The organism is Trinickia sp. (genome assembly GCF_051954495.1).
Taxonomy (GTDB): Bacteria; Pseudomonadota; Gammaproteobacteria; order Burkholderiales; family Burkholderiaceae; genus Trinickia.
In genome coordinates this window covers 38,709-53,914 of the sequence record NZ_JBQCHR010000017.1, presented here as the reverse complement: position 1 = coordinate 53,914, position 15,206 = coordinate 38,709, and the positions used below count along the sequence as shown (strand labels likewise).

Below are 15,206 nucleotides of genomic sequence, written 5' to 3'. Positions count from 1 at the left end.
CCCGGGCCCGGGGGGCGGGCGCCCCCCCGGGTGGGGGGGGGGGTGTGCCCTGCGGGTTTCGCGCCGCGGCGCCCCGCGGGGGCGGGGGGGGGGGCCCCCCCGGGGGGGGCGCCCCCCCCCCCAGCGGCAGGCGATGCTCGCCGAGCGGCCCCGGCGCCGCGTTGACGATCGCGACGGGCCCCGCGACGACGAGCGGCCCCGCGCCGGGCACGGGCGCGAGCGTCGCGGTCAGCGATAAATCCGCCTGCGGCGCGCCCGCGCTGAGCACGCGCGGGTCGACGTGATCGAGGGCGATCGTGGCCCGCTCGAGCGGCACGGCCGCAAACGGCGTCGCCTCGATATGCGCCCGCCCCGCCAGCTTCATACCGCTGGCGGTTGCATCGGCGACGAGCGATTCGAGGGTGCCGGAGAGCGTCGCCCGCAGCTGCGACGGCTCGCCGGCCAGGGTACCCGTGGCGCAGAGCGCCCCTGTCAGCGGGAAAGGCCGCGCGCCGTCGAGCGCCACGTGGGCCGCAAGCGCGCCGTAGCCCGTCTCGAGGCCGTCGAGCGACAGCGTGTGATGGCGGCCGTCGCTCCGGCCATGGACCCGCAATCGATCGATTTCCGTCGTCGCCGCGCCGTTGCGCACCAGCAGCTTATCGATGCTCAGCGCACGCAGGTCGAGTTCCATCGGCAGGCGAAGGTCGGCGGGCAGCGGCGTCGGCGCGGTGCTCTTGGACGGCGCCAACCGGGCGTCGATCGTGTCGGCATGCAGCGCCTGTACGGTAAGCCGCCAAGGCGAGCGCGTCAGCGCCCACCTGCCCGATAGACGATCGATCCGTATGTCGGTGGGCGGGGCGCCCTTCGGCCCGGCCGCGTCCCGCCAACGAACGTCGGCGAGCCTCACGCCTTCAGCAAGCGTGCCGCCTTCGAACGTGCCGGACAAGCGCGCCCCTGTCGCCGCGACGGCTGCGCGCCAAACGAGCCGCGCGCCCGGCTCGGTGGCGAGCGCGCCATACGTCGCGGCCGCGATGCCGGCAGCAAGCAGAACGAGCACCCCCGCGGTCCAAGCGGCCACGCGCCGGCCGCGATGCGTACGCTTCGGTGCGCCGGGCTCGTGCGGCGCGCCCACTTCCCCCGCCGCTGCCGCGCGCGCCCGGTCCTCGCCCTCACCGGCAGGGCCCGGGGCGTCGTCGTGCGGCGGTGGCGGCGAATCATGCGTCATGCGAGAACATTCCCAAGCGAGCGAGACGAAGTGTCAGAAAGCGATGCCGAGCGTCAAATACGGCCGCACGCTGCGATTGCGGATGCCGTACGCGAGATCGACGTTGATCGGCCCCACGGGGCTGCGCCAGCGCACGCCCAAGCCCGCGCCCGGATAAAAGACCCGCTCGCCCCAGGCGTCCGCCGCCGTGCCGATGTCGTAGAACGCGGCCGCGCCCCAGTCGTGCGTAAACCAGTGCTGATACTCCGCCGTGGCGGTCAGCAGATACTTGGTAGGCAAGACCGATCCGTCGACGTTGTTGCCGATGCTTTGGAAGCCGTAGCCTCGAACGGAGTTCGAGCCTCCCGCGCGAAACAGCAGCGACGCCGGAATGCCCGCGGAGCCGCCGCTCGTGAACACGCCCCCCAGTTCGGCGCGCACGAGAAACAAGTCGCGCTTGAACAGCGGCACGTACTGCACGCCGCGCGCATACCCGCGCCCGAACGTTTGGTCGGTGGCGAAACCCTTGACGGCAAAGCCGGCTTCGACATGCAGCAGATTGCCCTTGCGCGGGAACAGCGGATCGTCGACGTTGCGCCGCGTCCACGACCATTGCGGCACCAGCGCATGGCTCGTCGTCGGCCCGGCGGCGTTCTGGTCGAGCCGGTCGGCGTAGTACTGGATCGAATAAGCGTAGTCGATGAACTGCGCGGTTCGCGTGCGCTGCAGACCGGCGCGCGCGCTGTAGATACGCGTGCCGGAGACTTGAGTGTTCGTATACGACGCGAGCGCCGCGTTGACCCAGCCCCGCGGGCCGGGCGGCATCGCGAGCTGCACCTGGCCGTATTGCTGGATCTGATCGAGCCGGCCTTGGACCGAAAGCGGCCATGCCGCGCCGAAAGTATCGAGGTAGGTGTAGGCGCCCTGCACGTGCGCGCCCGTATCGGTCGCGTAGCCGACGCCGCTGCGCACGCTGTTGTACGGGTACTCGCTCACCTTTACGTGGATCGGCGCGTCGTTCGGCTTGGCGACGTCGCTGTCGACGTCGATCGCCACGCTCGCGTAGTACGGCGTGTTTTGCAGCTGCCGCTGCAGTTCGGCGATGCGCTCGGCGTCGTACACTTCGCCGACCGCAAGCGGATTGACGTTGGTGACGATACGGCCCGGATAGCGGCGCACGCCCGAGACGTCGAGCGCGCCCATCGTAAATGTCGGGCCGCTCTCGAACGTGACGGACAAGGCCGCCTGCCGCGTGCGAGGATCGATGCGCGCTTGCGACTGCGCGATCTTGGCGCCGAGGTAGCGGCGAGCTTGCAGCGCCTTCAGCGCGGCATCCTTGGCATCGGTCCAGGCGGACTGCGTGAACGGATCGCCCGTGTGCAGCGAGAACGCGAACCGCGCCGCGTTTTCCCGCGTGGGCGCTTCTTGCTCGACGGGGCCCCTGAACGTGAGTTCGACCGACGAGACGATCGTCCTCGGGCCAGGGTCGACATGCACCGTGACCTCCTTCTTGCCCTTTTGGCCGGCACGCACGTCGGTGCGCACCACCGGGGAAAAATAGCCGTCCGTCGCGGCCAGATCGCGCACCTGCTGCGGGGTGGCCGTGATCAGAAAGTCGAATTGATCGTCGGTGACATCGTCGCGCGACGCGAAGCGCGCGAGATCGAGATGCTTTTCGAGCAACTTCCGCACCGAGCGCGGCGCATCGATCGTGACGTCGTACTTCGCCCACGCGGGCGCGGCCGACACGGCGAGCAGCACGCCGAGCGCGAACGCGAGCCATGACGGCCGCACCTTGGCCGCCGCGCGGCGTGGGCCGCGGCCGGTGCGAGACGAATCGATCACGGCTACCCGCAAACAGAACCTCCCAGACGTTGAACGACGCAGCGAGCCGCGCCCGTGCCGCGACAAAAGCGGACATTTGACCATAACGATCGGCGCATCGGGCCCTTGCCGCGCGCGAAGCGCCGATGGGCCCGCGCCCGGGCCGCGCGGAGCGATTCGCGTGCCCGCGGTTCGACGCGCGGCGGCGCACGGTGTTCCGCACCCCGGCGCATGCGCTAAAATCCCAGCTTGCTCATGGTCGGGCGGCGCCCGAGCCGGCCCGACCTGACCCGACCCTATTTTTAGGATGATCGCATCATGCTGTATCAATCGGACATCACGCAATTCATCAATCAGCTCAAGGAGCAAAAGCCCACGCTGGAAGCCGATCAGCGTCGCGGCCGCGCGCTGCTGTGGGACAAGCAGCCGATCGATCTCGAAGAGCGTTCCGCTCAGCAGCAATCGCGCGTGAAGCAGACCCCGTACGTCTACTACCAGAACTTCTAAGCGTGAACGCCGCCGACGAAGGGCAGCGCGGGCCCACGCCCGACGCGGCGCTGACCGCGCCTTCGACCGATACGACGCCCGATACCGTCGACGGCATTGCGTTCGCTCGCCTATACGGCGAGCCGCTGTTCAAGCTGCCGCAGGATCTCTACATCCCGCCCGATGCGCTCGAGGTGTTTCTCGAGACGTTCGAAGGTCCGCTCGATCTGCTGCTGTACCTGATCCGCAAGCAGAACTTCAACGTGCTCGACATCCCGATGGCCGACGTCACGGCGCAGTACCTCGGCTATGTCGAGCAACTGCGCAAAACGAATCTCGAGCTCGCATCCGAGTATCTGCTGATGGCCGCGATGCTCATCGAGATCAAGTCGCGCATGCTGTTGCCGGTGAAGAAAGCCGACACGGGCGAGGAGCCCGAGGATCCGCGGGCCGAACTGGTGCGCCGCCTGCTCGAGTACGAGCGCATGAAACTCGCGGCGCAGCGGCTCGATCAGCTGCCGCAGCTCGGGCGCGACTTCCTGCGCGCCGAGGTCTATATCGAGCAAAGCATGGCGCCGCGGTTTCCGGACGTGGCGATGGACGACCTGCGCGCGGCATGGGCCGATGTCCTCAAACGCGCCAAGCTCGTACAGCATCACAAGATCTCGCGCGAGGAGCTATCGGTGCGCGAGCATATGAGCCTGATTCTGCGGCGGTTGCAGAACGTGCGCTTCGTGGAGTTTTCCGATCTTTTCGACGTCACGCGAGGCGTGCCGGTCGTGGTCGTCAACTTCATCGCCATGCTGGAGCTGGCGCGCGAATCGCTGGTGGAAATTACCCAGCCCGAACCGTTTGCACCGATTTACGTCCGTCTCGCGTATCTGCCCGCATAACGGGCGAACGCCGCGCCGCCCGGTTGTCGTCGAGCCACCGCTTTGTCGATGTCAGGGGCCGCCAAATCCACTACAATCGGCGCGCCTTCAACTCGTAGGGCTTCGCGCGCGCCTCGTACCGCCCAACGTACCCGCCTATGAAAGTCATCAGCTCGATTCAGGAATTGCGCGACCAGTTGCGCGGCCAAAACCGTACGGCCTTCGTCCCGACGATGGGCAATCTTCATGAAGGCCACCTGTCGCTGATGCGCCTTGCGCGGCAGCACGGCGACCCGGTCGTCGCGAGCATCTTCGTCAATCGTCTGCAGTTTGGACCGAACGAGGATTTCGACAAATATCCGCGCACGCTGGAGGCGGATATCGATAAGCTGCAGAAAGAAAACGTTTACGTCCTGTTCGCGCCGACCGAGCGCGACATGTATCCGCAGCCGCAGGAGTACCGCGTCCATCCGCCGCACGACTTGGGCGATATTCTCGAAGGCGAGTTTCGCCCCGGCTTCTTCACGGGCGTGTGCACCGTCGTCATGAAGCTGATGTCGTGCGTGCAGCCGCGCGTGGCCGTGTTCGGCAAGAAGGACTATCAGCAACTCATGATCGTGCGGCAGATGTGCCAGCAGTTCGCCTTGCCGACCGAGATCGTGGCCGCGGAAACCGTGCGCGATACGGACGGGCTCGCGCTCAGCTCGCGCAATCGCTATCTGACCGAAGCGGAGCGCATCGAGGCGCCGATGCTCGCGGGCACGCTCGCGCGCGTGCGCGACGCCGTCCTGTCCGGCCGGCGCGATTTCGCCGCGATCGAGCGCGAAGCCATGCAAAGCCTCGCCGCCCGCGGCTGGCAGCCCGACTATATCGCCGTGCGCAAGCGCGCGGACCTGCTCGCGCCCGCTGCCCACGAACTCGACGCTCCGCTCGTCGTGCTCGCGGCCGCGAAACTCGGTGCGACTCGCCTCATCGACAACCTCGAAATCTAAGTTGCCCGCCGCCTGACCGCTGGGCCGCGGGGCAACCCTACGAAGTCTGAAGTCCGAAGGAAAGATCATGCAGCGACACATGCTCAAATCGAAGATTCACCGCGCCGTCGTCACCCATTGCGAGCTGCACTACGAAGGCTCGTGCGCGATCGACGAAGACTTGCTCGATGCATCGGGCATCGTCGAGAACGAGCGCATCGATATCTGGAACATCAACAACGGCGAGCGTTTTTCGACCTACGCGATCCGGGGCGAGCGCGGCAGCGGCATGATCTCGCTGAACGGCTCGGCCGCCCGCCGCGCGCAGCTCGGCGACCTCGTGATCATCGCGGCGTTCGCGATGGTCGACGACGCCGAACTCAAGGCGGGTTGGGAACCGAAGCTCGTGTTCGTCGACGAGGAAAACAAGATGAAGGGCAGCCGCGGCCACGTGCCGGTTCAGAGCTGGACCTAAGGCGTATCGAGCGCCCGGTCGGTCGCGGCGACCGACCGGCGACCGACCGTCGACCGATCACTTACTTGGCGGCCCACGCCGTGATCGGCTCCCACTGTTCGAGGTCTTTCTCCACGCGGCTTTGCGGCACGTCCCAGAGCGTCAGGCCGTGCGCCGCCAGCTGCACGTAATTCTGCGTATCGCGCAGAAAGCCGAGCACGGGCAGCGCCAGGCCCTCCACGAATCGATGCAGCTGCTCGGCCGAGCGCGTGCGCGCGTCCACGCGCATGCCGACCACGCCGACTTCGATGTCCCCCTTGCGGACGGCCTTTTCCTTCGCCAGCCGCTCGAGAAAATGCTGCGTCGCAAGAATGTCGAACATCGACGGCTGCAGTGGAACGACGACCTTGTCGGCCAAGTCGAGCGCCGCGGCAAGCCGCGCGCCGTGCAGTCCCGCGGGCGTGTCGACTACGGCGCGCTCGAGGCCCCTGGGCGGCTTGGATGGGGCGTCCGGGTCGAAGCGCCACGCTTCGATGGGCGGCAAGCCTTCCGGCCGTAGCGCGAGCCAGCCATGCGACGACTGCTGCCGATCGAGATCGGCCAGCGCCACCCATTCGCCGTTCGCCGCGAAGGCGCCCGCCAAGTTCGTCGACAACGTGCTCTTGCCCACGCCGCCTTTGGGGTTCGCTACCACGATCACCGTCATGAACACTCCCGAGTAGAAGGCCGCGTGGCGCGGCCGGTTAGCCCGTTACGCTATCAAAATGCATCGCAGGTCCCGATAATATCGGCAAATCACGCCATCGTCCCTATCTCGAGGAGGCTCATTCGATGTCGACACTACGCCCCGATTACACGATCGAGACCATCCATGAGCATCAACAAGGGACGCTGCCGGAGCTGCTCGGCGTACGCGTCGTCGCCCTGGCGCAAGGCACGCTGACGGGCAAGCTTGCCGTGCGGCCGCAATTGCTCGCGCCGAACGGCTTTCTGCACGCGGCGACCGTGGTCGGCCTGGCCGATACCTGCTGCGGATATGCCTGCCTCGCGCATTTGCCCGAACATGCGCGAGGGTTCACGACGATCGAGCTCAAGAGCAATTTCCTCGGCACCTGCCGGGCAGGCACCGTGCGAGCCGTCGCCACCGCCGTTCATCTGGGACGCAGCACGCACGTATGGGACGCCTCGGTGTTCGATCCGGACGGCCATACGATCGCGCTGTTCCGTTGCACGCAGATGATCTTGAATTAGCGCGCGACAGCCGTCCATTTGCCGTCCGGCCTATGCATCCGATGAATATTAAACGGTGGCCCCGCCCCGATACAATCGCGGCATGACCACGCCCGACCTCACTTTCATCCTGGGCGGCGCGCGCTCGGGCAAGAGCCGCCACGCCGAGCGCTTGGCGCTTGCGCTCGCCGCCGCGCGGCAATCGAACGTCACCTACATCGCGACTGCCCGTCAGGCCGACGACGCCGAATTCGCCGCGCGCATCGCCCATCATCGCGCGCGCCGGCCGGCGCATTGGCATGTCGTCGAAGCCGACGTAGACCTGGCGGGCGCGATCTCGCACGCCGACGACGGGCGCACCTGCCTGCTCGTCGATTGCCTGACGTTGTGGCTCGTCAATTTGATCTCGCCCGTCGACGGCGATGAGGAAGCTAGCGTTCCTGGCCACTGGGGACCGCGTATCGACGCGCTCGAAACGGCGCTCGCGCAAGCGCGCGGCCCCGTCATCGTGGTCAGCAACGAAATCGGCATGGGCGTAGTGCCGCTCGGCGCCATGACGCGCCGCTATGTCGACGAGCTCGGACGGCTCAATCAGCGCATCGCAGCCCTCGCGCGCGACGTCACGCTGATGGTGGCGGGGCTGCCGATGGCGGTCAAACAAGGCAGCGTGCGGTGAACGGCCTGCGGATGAGGGCCCTGGCGAGTCTCGCGCTCCTCGCGGCGGGTACGGCGGTGTGTGGCGCGCAGCAGGCCCATGCATCGATCAGCGTCGCCGACGACGCGGGCGAGCGCGTCACGCTATCGAAGCCGGCGCAGCGCGTCGTGGCGCTCTCGCCGCACGCGGTGGAACTTGCCTATGCGGCGGGAGGCGGCGCTAGGCTCGTCGGCGCGGTGTCGTACAGCGACTACCCCAGCGCCGCGAAAGCGCTGCCGCGCGTGGGCGACAACAACGCGTTGGACCTAGAGCGCATCGTCGCGCTCAGGCCGGACCTCGTGATCGTCTGGCGTCACGGCAACGACGAGCGTCAGCTCGACCGGCTGCGCGCGCTCGGCATTGCGCTTTATCACAGCGAGCCGCGCAAGCTCGACGACGTGGCGACCGATCTCATCGCACTCGGTCGGCTGCTCGGCACCGAACCGCAAGCGCAGGCCGCGGCGGCCGACTACCGCGGCAAAATCGCCGCCCTGCGCGCGCGCTACGCCGGGCGAGCGCCGGTCAGCCTCTTCTATCAGGTGTGGGACGATCCGCTGATGACGCTGAACGGCACGCATATCGTGAGCGACATCATCACGCTGTGCGGAGGGCGCAATGTATTCGCGAACCTCACGCCGCTCGTACCGACGGTATCGACCGAATCGGTGGTCGCGGCCAATCCCGAAGCAATCGTGACGACGAGCGTCGGGGCCACCCCAGCCGACGCGCCGCTGCCGAGCCTTGCGGCGTGGCATGCCTGGCCGCGCATGATGGCCGTCGCGCGCGGCAACCTGTTCGCCGTCGACGGCGATCTCATCAACCGCCCGGGGCCCCGCCTGGCGCAAGGCGCCGAACAACTGTGCCGCGATCTGGACATCGCGCGCGAGCATCGGCCGAAATGACAGTGCGCTCGGGTTGAGCGGCTTGCTCGCGTTCAAACATTCCAGTGGAGCAAGCGCCACCGCGCATCGGCTCCGTCGCACCGTAGCCAGACGACGCAGGCCATGTTCAGCGGCCACGTAAGCGTCGTCTCCAGAAGCTCATCGAGCGCCAGCGAAGCGATCATCCGCATTACCCCGGCATGCGTCACGGCGAGCACGCTCGAAGACGGCGAGCTCGAGCGCGACGCCCAAGGCGCATGCAATCGCGAGAGCCAATCGCCGACACGCGCCTCGAACTGCTCGACGCTCTCGCCGCCATGCATGCGCGCGCAACGCAAATCGGCCGCCCATGCATCGAGCGCGACACGATCGATCGCAGCCCAGCGCTGGCCCTCCCAATCGCCGAAGTCGATTTCCTGCAAACGCGCATCGACCTCGCACGTGCAATCGAAGTGTCGGGCGAGCTGGTCGGCTAAACGCGCGCATCGTTGCAAAGGACTGGTGACGAGCTGCCGCGGCGCGGGCGCGCCGAGCGCGGCGAGCCGTTCCAGCACCGCCTGCGCGGCGTGTGCCGCGTCGCCGGCCAACGGCACGTCGGTCCTGCCGTAGCAGACACCGAGCTCGATCGCCGGCTCGGGGTGCCGAACTAAAACGAGGTCCACGCGAGTGCGAATAGATAGAACGTGAGTTCGAAGAGCTGCTGAGCGAGGCCGAGACAATCCCCCGTATAGCCGCCGAGCCTGCGCGCGAAATACCGCGCCAGCGCGAAGCGCAGCGCCAGCGCGGCAGCCAGCCCGAAGACGCCCGCACGCCAATCGAGCAGGAAAAGCCAAGGCAAGCCGAGGACAAACGCCACGGCCAGCGCGCCGGGCGACATGCGCTGCGCAACGGCTTTGGCTTTGCCGTCCTCGCGCGCGTAATCGTGCGTCGCTAGAAAGCTCACGGCCAATGCACGGCTTGCCGCATGCGAGGCCACCATCGCACACGCGGCGCTCGCCGCGGGTAGCGCCGCGAGCGTCTGCCACTTGAGCGCCAGCCCCATCACGAGCCCAATTGCACCAAATGCGCCGAGGCGAGGGTCGCGCATGATGCGCAACGCATCTTCGCGTGCCGCGCCGCCGCCGAGGCCATCGCAACAGTCGGCAAGGCCGTCTTCGTGCAGCGCGCCCGTCGCCAGCAGCGTCGCGGCCATCGACAGCAACACGGCGACAGTAGGCGGAAACACGCGCAAGGCGATCAGATAGACGAGCGCGGCGACGCCCCCGACGCACGCCCCGACGAGCGGGAAGTAGCGCGACGCGCCCGCGAGATCGCGCGGATCGAAGCCGAACGCAGCAGGAATAGGCACGCGCGTGAAATAGCCGAACGCGGCGACGACGTAGCGCAGTTCGCCGTGCAGGGCGCGGCGGCGAACAAGCGAGGTGGGCGAGCGGCCGCGCTCGAGCGTCATCGCGCTTCGCGCCCCGCTACGCCGGCCGATTCGAAGCTCGCCATCTCGTTGAGGAAAGCGACAGCCGCGCGCAAAACGGGCAGCGCCAGCGCGGCCCCGGTCCCTTCGCCCAGACGCAGATCGAGCGTCAGCAGCGGCTTCGCGCCGAAGTAATCGAGCATGCGCCGATGGCCTGCCTCGTTCGACAGATGCGCGAAGACGCAGTAGTCGCGCACAGCCGGCGCAATCGCATCGGCCACCACTAGCGCCGCGGTCGCGATGAAGCCGTCGACGAGGATGGTCATATGGGTCTCGGCGGCCGCGAGGTACGCGCCCACCATCATCGCGATTTCGAAGCCGCCGAACGTCGCCAAGACGTCGATGGGCTCGAGCACGTCGCCATGGAGCGCGAGCGCGGCGGCCAACACGTTGCGCTTGCGCGCGAGCCCCGCATTGTCGAGGCCGGTGCCGCGACCGACGCAATCGTCGATCGGCACTTCGCACAGGCGGCTCATGAGGCAAGCGGCGGCGGAGCTGTTGCCGATGCCCATTTCGCCGAAACCGATCACGTTGGTGCCGAGCGCGGCGTGATAACGCACCCGCTCGGCGCCCGTCAGCATGGCTGCGCGCGCCTCGTCGCGCGTCATCGCGCGCTCGTGCGCGAAATTGCGCGTGCCTGGGCCGATCGGCACGTCGACGAGGCCGGGCAGCGGCGCGAGCGGCGTGGCGACACCCGCGTTGACGACTTCGAGCGTCAGTCCCGACACGCCGCTGATCGCATTGATCGCGGCTCCGCCGGATAGAAAATTCGCGACCATCTGCGCCGTGACCGCTTGCGGGTACGGACTCACGCCCTCTTGCGCGATGCCGTGATCGGCTGCGAATACGATCATCGCCGGACGTTCGATGCTCGGACGCGTGCTTCGTTGGATCATGCCGATCTGGCGCGCGAGCACTTCGAGCATGCCGAGGCTGCCCGGCGGTTTCGTCTTGGCATCGATGATGCGCGTGAGTGCGTCGCGCAGCGAGCGGTCGAGCGGCGCGACGACGGGCAATGGGAGTGAGGCGTTCATGCTCGATTCAAGTTAGGTGCGCGCGATGCGCGGCCGAGGTTCGCTCCCTCGACGATGGGCCGACGGGCATCGCAAAGGCATCACCATACTCGCATTGGACGCCCCGCTTCAATTCGGTAAAACCGCAGCGCACCGGGCCGGACAGACCCCGGACATCACTATGTGAGGGCTCGCTTCGCCGTGGACGCCGCGCCGCGCCCGCGCAACGGACATGTTCGATGCGTCGAATGTGCGCAACTTCAGCGCGATGCGCCCGGCAACGCAGGCACCAGCGCCTCATAGCCGTCTTGTTCGATCAGCACGAGCGGATAGCCGAATGCGCGGCTCGTCAGCGCCGGCGTAAGCACATCGCGTGCCGCCCCGGTATGCGCGATGCCATTGCCTTCCAGCAACAGCACGTGCGTCGCGAAGCGACGGGCGAGATTGAGGTCGTGACACGAAAAGACGATCGCGCGCGGCGAGGTCTCGGCCCATTCTACGAGCGCCGTCAAGCAGCTGATTTGATGGTGCCAATCGAGAAACGCCAGCGGTTCGTCGAGCAGAAGCAACGGCGTTTCTTGGCACAACGCAGCGGCGAGCGCGACGCGTTGCCGCTCGCCGCCCGACAAGGAAAGCACGTTGCGCGAGGCGAGCGCCTCGAGCCCGAGAAGCTCGAGCGCGGCGTGCGCGGCCGCGCGGTCGACGGGGCGCTCCCATCCCCAACCCGTCAGGTGCGGAAAGCGACTGAGCAGCACGATGTCGAGCACGGTCGCGCCGAACGCATCGTGCGAAGTCTGCGGCATCAACGCGCGTCGGCGTGCCAGCGCCGCGCTCGGCCATGCCTCGATGCGTTCCCCGTCGACTTCGACGTGTCCGCCAGCGGGCCGCGCGAGCCCGGCGAGCGTCGTGATCAACGTCGTCTTGCCCGCCCCGTTCGGCCCGGCGATGCACCAGATCTCGCCTGGATAAAACGTATGCGTGAAATCGTCGAGCAGTGTACGCGCGCCGGCCCGCAGCGTCAGATGCTGTGCAGACAACGAAGCCGGGCCCGCGCCGGCGTCGACGTTCGTCAGCGACTTCACCTGCGCCTCCCGAGCAGCATCCAAAGAAACATCGGCACGCCGACGAGCGCAGTCACGACGCCGACGGGCAGTTGCGCGGGCGCGATCGCCGTGCGTGCGAGCAGATCGGCGCCCATGACGGCGACGCCGCCCGCGAGCGCGCTCGCCGGCACGAGCATGCGCTGGTCGTTGCCGAGCACGAGCCGCAGGGCGTGCGGTACGACGAGGCCGACGAAGCCGATCGTGCCGGCCGTCGTCACGCTGGCCGCCGCCGCAATCGAAGCGACGACGTAGATACGCAGGCGCAGCCGCGCCGCCGGCACGCCGAGCGACGATGCGAGCGCATCGCCTCGCAACAGCACGTTCAGTTGCGGCGCGACGGGCACGCAAACGGCCAGCGCCAGCACGAGCGCCGCAAGCGCGGCCCAAGGGGCCGCCGCGCCGTTCAGATCGCCCGTCAGCCAGAACACGATGCCGCGCAGCCTGTCGTCGGGCGCGAGGGCGATGAGCAAGGTGATGATCGCGCCCCATCCCGTCGCCACGACGACGCCCGTCAGCAGCAGGCGCGGCGAGGCCTCCTGCGGCTCGCCGCGCCAGAATTCGCGGCGCGCGAGCCCGAGCACGAGCGCGATCGAGAGCAGCGCGCCGCCGAAGGAAGCGGCATCGACGAGCCACCAGGCGCATCCGGCGAACAGCGCCGCCACCGCGAACGCCGCCGCTCCGCCCGAGACCCCGAGTACATAGGGCTCGGCCAACGGATTGCGCAGCAACACCTGCAGCAATGCGCCCGCAAGCGCGAGCAACGCACCGCAGGAAAAGCCCGCGACCGCGCGCGGCAAACGCAGCGTCCGCACGATTTCACCGGCGATATCGCTCGCCTGCCCCGCGGCGCCGCCATGCACGAGCGCGAGGGCGGCACGCCACGGCGAGATCGTCACACTGCCGAGCGCGAGCGCGGCAACGAAGACCGCGAGCCCGGCGACGCCCAGGACGAGCCAAACGAAAGCGGCGCGGCGCGCGTTCATCGAGGCGACTTTAGCGCGTGGACGCACGCGCGCCCGAGTTCGAGGCACGGCGTGCATCCCGTCCCGCGCGCGTCACTGCTGTTGCCAGCCGATGGTGACGAATGCGCTGCGGCGCGGCGTGTTGTAGGTGTAGGCGAGCTCATAGTTCTTGTCGAGCAGGTTGTCGATGTGGGCGCTCACATACCAGGACTTCGTGATGTTATAGCGCGCCGACAGATTCACTAGACCGAACCCGCTGAGATTCGCGCCGCTGTCGTTGCGCGGCCCGCTCACGATCCATTCGCCGCCCACGCGCCAGCCGCCGAGCGAGCGATTCGCCGAAAAGGTCGCGAAGTGCCGCGCACGCCGCGACAGATCGGTCCCGGCATCTTCATCGACGGGGTTCTGCAGCGTCAATGCCGCGCGCACGTTGGTCTTGCCGATTTGCCCGCTCCAGGACCCTTCGAGCCCCTGCACCTTCGCGTGACCGACGTTTTCGGCGACGAAGAACAACCCGCCTTGCGTCGGGATGTAGTTGATCAAATCGGTGTAGCGGGTCTGAAACGCCGTGAGCCGCAGCACGCCGAGTTCATCCGACGCGTACTGCACGGCCGCTTCGACCGAATGGCTGCGCTCGGGCCGAATCGACGTGTTGCCGCTGCCCGGAAAGTACAGATCGTCGAAACTCGGCGCGCGAAACGCGCTCGAATAGCTGGCCGTGACCTTCCAATGCTCGGTGAAGTCGAATCCGTAGCCGAGATAGTACGTGTTCGCGCCGCCGAAGTCGGAATATTGGTCGCGCCGTACGTTCGCTTGGATCTGATTCGCGCCGAAGCGCGCGTCGTAGCCGGCGAAGACCGTATTCACGCGGCGATTGGGGGCCGTGAACGAGTCGGATTCGAGGCTTTGATCGAGCCGCTCGTACCCCACCTGCAGTTTCTGCTGCGCGGCGAGTTTGAAATCGTTCTGCCACGTGAATTGACGATTGTCCGTGTCGAACCGGTTGTCGTAGGCCCCGTTCGTCTTGTCGATCGCCCGGTCGTCGCCGAGCGCCGCGGTGAGATGCGTCGTCCACCAATCGGTGAGCTTGCCGTTGGCGAAGATCGACGCCATCCGGACTTTGCTGTAAAGATAGTTGACGTCGGTCGGCGCGCCGAACGCATTATCGAAACTATCCTTCCCGTTCGACTGGAAGTAGCGCACGCCGGCGTCCCAGCGATCGTCGAACTTGTGACGCACCATCGCCGACACGTTTTCGTTCAAGTACCCGTTGGCATCGGGGTTCGCACTTGGCGCGAGTGCGGGATCGATGGACGAGAAGCCATCGGTCTTCGAACGCGAGACGCTGAAGCTGAACGTCGTCTTGCCGTCCTTGTCGAGCGCGCCGTTCACGCCCGCTTGCTGCGTCTGTGTGTGATAGCTGCCGTAGCCGGCCGAGAAATTGAAGCGCGGCGGATGGTTTCCGCCATCCTTGGTGAACACTTGCACCACACCGCCCATTGCGCCGGAGCCGTAAAGCGCCGACACGTCGCCGTTGACGACCTCGACGTGATCGACCTCCGACAACGGAATCTGGCCGATCTGCGCCTGCCCCAGGCTCACCGAATCGACACGCACGCCGTCGATCAGCACCAGCGACTGCGTGGCCGACCCCCCGCGCAAAAACAGCGTCACGTTCGAGCCCGGCGGGCCGTTGCGGATAATTTGCGCGCCCGGCGCTTGTTCGAGCAGGCCCGGCAAGTCCGTCGCCGTGGAATCGGCGATGTCTTGTCGCGAAAAGCGTGTCGTTTGGGGAATGGCTTCCGCGAGAGGCTGCGGCCCGCGCGCCGCGGTGACGACGATCGGCGCGAGCACGCCGCCTTTTTCCGGCGCGGCCGCGCTCGATGCGCTCGATGCGCTCGACTGCGCGGAGGCGCTCCGCGCGGCGTCGGCAGTAGAAGAGGCGGGAGAAACAGGCGAAGCGGGATCGCTCGGCGCGGACTGTGCGAGCGCGACGAGCGGCAGACCGGCGAACGCAAGCAGCGCCGCGCGGACGTTAAGCGTGGACATCGTGTGGTTTTCCTTG

General features: G+C 67.5%; 15 protein-coding genes and 1 pseudogene. 7 read left to right on the top strand and 9 right to left on the bottom strand.

The genetic code is table 11. The annotated features are described in order from the left end of the window. Together ACTHNR_RS02125 and ACTHNR_RS02120 are read right to left on the bottom strand one after the other, a co-directional pair. Positions 1–1,204, bottom strand: a pseudogene (locus ACTHNR_RS02125) (hypothetical protein); the annotation flags it as partial. Positions 1,205–1,237: 33 nt separating this feature from the next. Further along, entirely contained in the window at positions 1,238–2,977 is a 1,740-nt protein-coding gene (locus tag ACTHNR_RS02120; protein WP_440545778.1) for an autotransporter assembly complex protein TamA, read from the bottom strand. A 348-nt stretch (positions 2,978–3,325) separates the two neighbouring features. On the opposite strand from ACTHNR_RS02120, the gene ACTHNR_RS02115 reads away from it, so the two are divergent. From ACTHNR_RS02115 to panD, 4 genes are all read left to right on the top strand, one after another. Then, positions 3,326–3,514: a DUF3460 family protein gene (locus tag ACTHNR_RS02115; protein ID WP_440545774.1), complete on the top strand. Its 189-nt coding sequence runs from the start codon at positions 3,326–3,328 to the stop codon at positions 3,512–3,514. Between the two features lie 2 nt (positions 3,515–3,516). Beyond that, entirely contained in the window at positions 3,517–4,386 is an 870-nt protein-coding gene (locus ACTHNR_RS02110) for a segregation and condensation protein A (protein WP_440545773.1), read from the top strand. Between the two features lie 137 nt (positions 4,387–4,523). Continuing rightward, entirely contained in the window at positions 4,524–5,357 is an 834-nt protein-coding gene (gene panC / locus ACTHNR_RS02105) for a pantoate--beta-alanine ligase (RefSeq protein ID WP_440545772.1), read from the top strand. Positions 5,358–5,424: 67 nt separating this feature from the next. Continuing rightward, on the top strand, positions 5,425–5,811 hold the full coding sequence (panD, locus tag ACTHNR_RS02100; RefSeq protein ID WP_440545771.1) for an aspartate 1-decarboxylase: 387 nt from the start codon (positions 5,425–5,427) through the stop codon (positions 5,809–5,811). A gap of 61 nt (positions 5,812–5,872) precedes the next feature. Here panD and ACTHNR_RS02095 read toward each other — a convergent pair whose 3' ends face one another. Then, entirely contained in the window at positions 5,873–6,496 is a 624-nt protein-coding gene (locus ACTHNR_RS02095; RefSeq protein WP_440545769.1) for a ParA family protein, read from the bottom strand. A gap of 125 nt (positions 6,497–6,621) precedes the next feature. On the opposite strand from ACTHNR_RS02095, the gene ACTHNR_RS02090 reads away from it, so the two are divergent. The 3 genes from ACTHNR_RS02090 (at position 6,622) to ACTHNR_RS02080 (ending at position 8,616) form a co-directional block, all read left to right on the top strand. Beyond that, a complete protein-coding gene (locus tag ACTHNR_RS02090; RefSeq protein WP_440545768.1) occupies positions 6,622–7,041 on the top strand; it encodes a PaaI family thioesterase in 420 nt (139 codons plus the stop codon). Positions 7,042–7,123: 82 nt separating this feature from the next. Continuing rightward, on the top strand, positions 7,124–7,696 hold the full coding sequence (cobU, locus tag ACTHNR_RS02085) for a bifunctional adenosylcobinamide kinase/adenosylcobinamide-phosphate guanylyltransferase (RefSeq protein ID WP_440545766.1): 573 nt from the start codon (positions 7,124–7,126) through the stop codon (positions 7,694–7,696). An 11-nt stretch (positions 7,697–7,707) separates the two neighbouring features. Beyond that, a complete protein-coding gene (locus ACTHNR_RS02080) occupies positions 7,708–8,616 on the top strand; it encodes a cobalamin-binding protein (protein ID WP_440545777.1) in 909 nt (302 codons plus the stop codon). 32 nt (positions 8,617–8,648) lie between these two features. On the opposite strand, the gene cobC is transcribed toward ACTHNR_RS02080, so the two are convergent. From cobC to ACTHNR_RS02050, 6 genes are all read right to left on the bottom strand, one after another. Then, a complete protein-coding gene (gene cobC / locus ACTHNR_RS02075) occupies positions 8,649–9,257 on the bottom strand; it encodes an alpha-ribazole phosphatase (RefSeq protein WP_440545764.1) in 609 nt (202 codons plus the stop codon). Then, the gene (locus tag ACTHNR_RS02070) at positions 9,242–10,045 is read right to left on the bottom strand and encodes an adenosylcobinamide-GDP ribazoletransferase (protein ID WP_440545763.1); all 804 of its coding nucleotides are present in this window, start codon (positions 10,043–10,045) and stop codon (positions 9,242–9,244) included. Before ACTHNR_RS02070 ends, cobC begins: the two co-directional genes overlap by 16 nt. Continuing rightward, complete coding sequence (cobT, locus tag ACTHNR_RS02065; RefSeq protein ID WP_440545762.1) at positions 10,042–11,097, bottom strand: nicotinate-nucleotide--dimethylbenzimidazole phosphoribosyltransferase; 1,056 nt, start codon at positions 11,095–11,097, stop codon at positions 10,042–10,044. The genes ACTHNR_RS02070 and cobT overlap by 4 nt, the downstream gene beginning before the upstream one ends. A gap of 239 nt (positions 11,098–11,336) precedes the next feature. After that, positions 11,337–12,149 (bottom strand): ABC transporter ATP-binding protein, encoded by an 813-nt coding sequence (locus ACTHNR_RS02060; protein WP_440545776.1) that lies wholly within the window; start codon positions 12,147–12,149, stop codon positions 11,337–11,339. Between the two features lie 5 nt (positions 12,150–12,154). Next, positions 12,155–13,162, bottom strand: a complete 1,008-nt coding sequence (locus ACTHNR_RS02055) for a FecCD family ABC transporter permease (protein ID WP_440545761.1) — start codon at positions 13,160–13,162, stop codon at positions 12,155–12,157. A 72-nt stretch (positions 13,163–13,234) separates the two neighbouring features. Beyond that, positions 13,235–15,190, bottom strand: a complete 1,956-nt coding sequence (locus ACTHNR_RS02050) for a TonB-dependent receptor plug domain-containing protein (protein WP_440545760.1) — start codon at positions 15,188–15,190, stop codon at positions 13,235–13,237. Positions 15,191–15,206: the final 16 nt, after the last annotated feature.

What these genes read in the sequence shown, in the direction of transcription:
- ACTHNR_RS02080 (WP_440545777.1), top strand. Translation starts at nt 7,708, where the DNA reads ATGAGGGCCCTGGCGAGTCTCGCGCTCCTCGCGGCGGGTACGGCGGTG.
- ACTHNR_RS02050 (WP_440545760.1), bottom strand. Translation starts at nt 15,190, where the DNA reads ATGTCCACGCTTAACGTCCGCGCGGCGCTGCTTGCGTTCGCCGGTCTG.
- ACTHNR_RS02070 (WP_440545763.1), bottom strand. Translation starts at nt 10,045, where the DNA reads ATGACGCTCGAGCGCGGCCGCTCGCCCACCTCGCTTGTTCGCCGCCGC.
- panC (WP_440545772.1), top strand. Translation starts at nt 4,524, where the DNA reads ATGAAAGTCATCAGCTCGATTCAGGAATTGCGCGACCAGTTGCGCGGC.
- panD (WP_440545771.1), top strand. Translation starts at nt 5,425, where the DNA reads ATGCAGCGACACATGCTCAAATCGAAGATTCACCGCGCCGTCGTCACC.
- cobT (WP_440545762.1), bottom strand. Translation starts at nt 11,097, where the DNA reads ATGAACGCCTCACTCCCATTGCCCGTCGTCGCGCCGCTCGACCGCTCG.
- cobU (WP_440545766.1), top strand. Translation starts at nt 7,124, where the DNA reads ATGACCACGCCCGACCTCACTTTCATCCTGGGCGGCGCGCGCTCGGGC.
- ACTHNR_RS02055 (WP_440545761.1), bottom strand. Translation starts at nt 13,162, where the DNA reads ATGAACGCGCGCCGCGCCGCTTTCGTTTGGCTCGTCCTGGGCGTCGCC.
- ACTHNR_RS02095 (WP_440545769.1), bottom strand. Translation starts at nt 6,496, where the DNA reads ATGACGGTGATCGTGGTAGCGAACCCCAAAGGCGGCGTGGGCAAGAGC.
- ACTHNR_RS02115 (WP_440545774.1), top strand. Translation starts at nt 3,326, where the DNA reads ATGCTGTATCAATCGGACATCACGCAATTCATCAATCAGCTCAAGGAG.
- ACTHNR_RS02090 (WP_440545768.1), top strand. Translation starts at nt 6,622, where the DNA reads ATGTCGACACTACGCCCCGATTACACGATCGAGACCATCCATGAGCAT.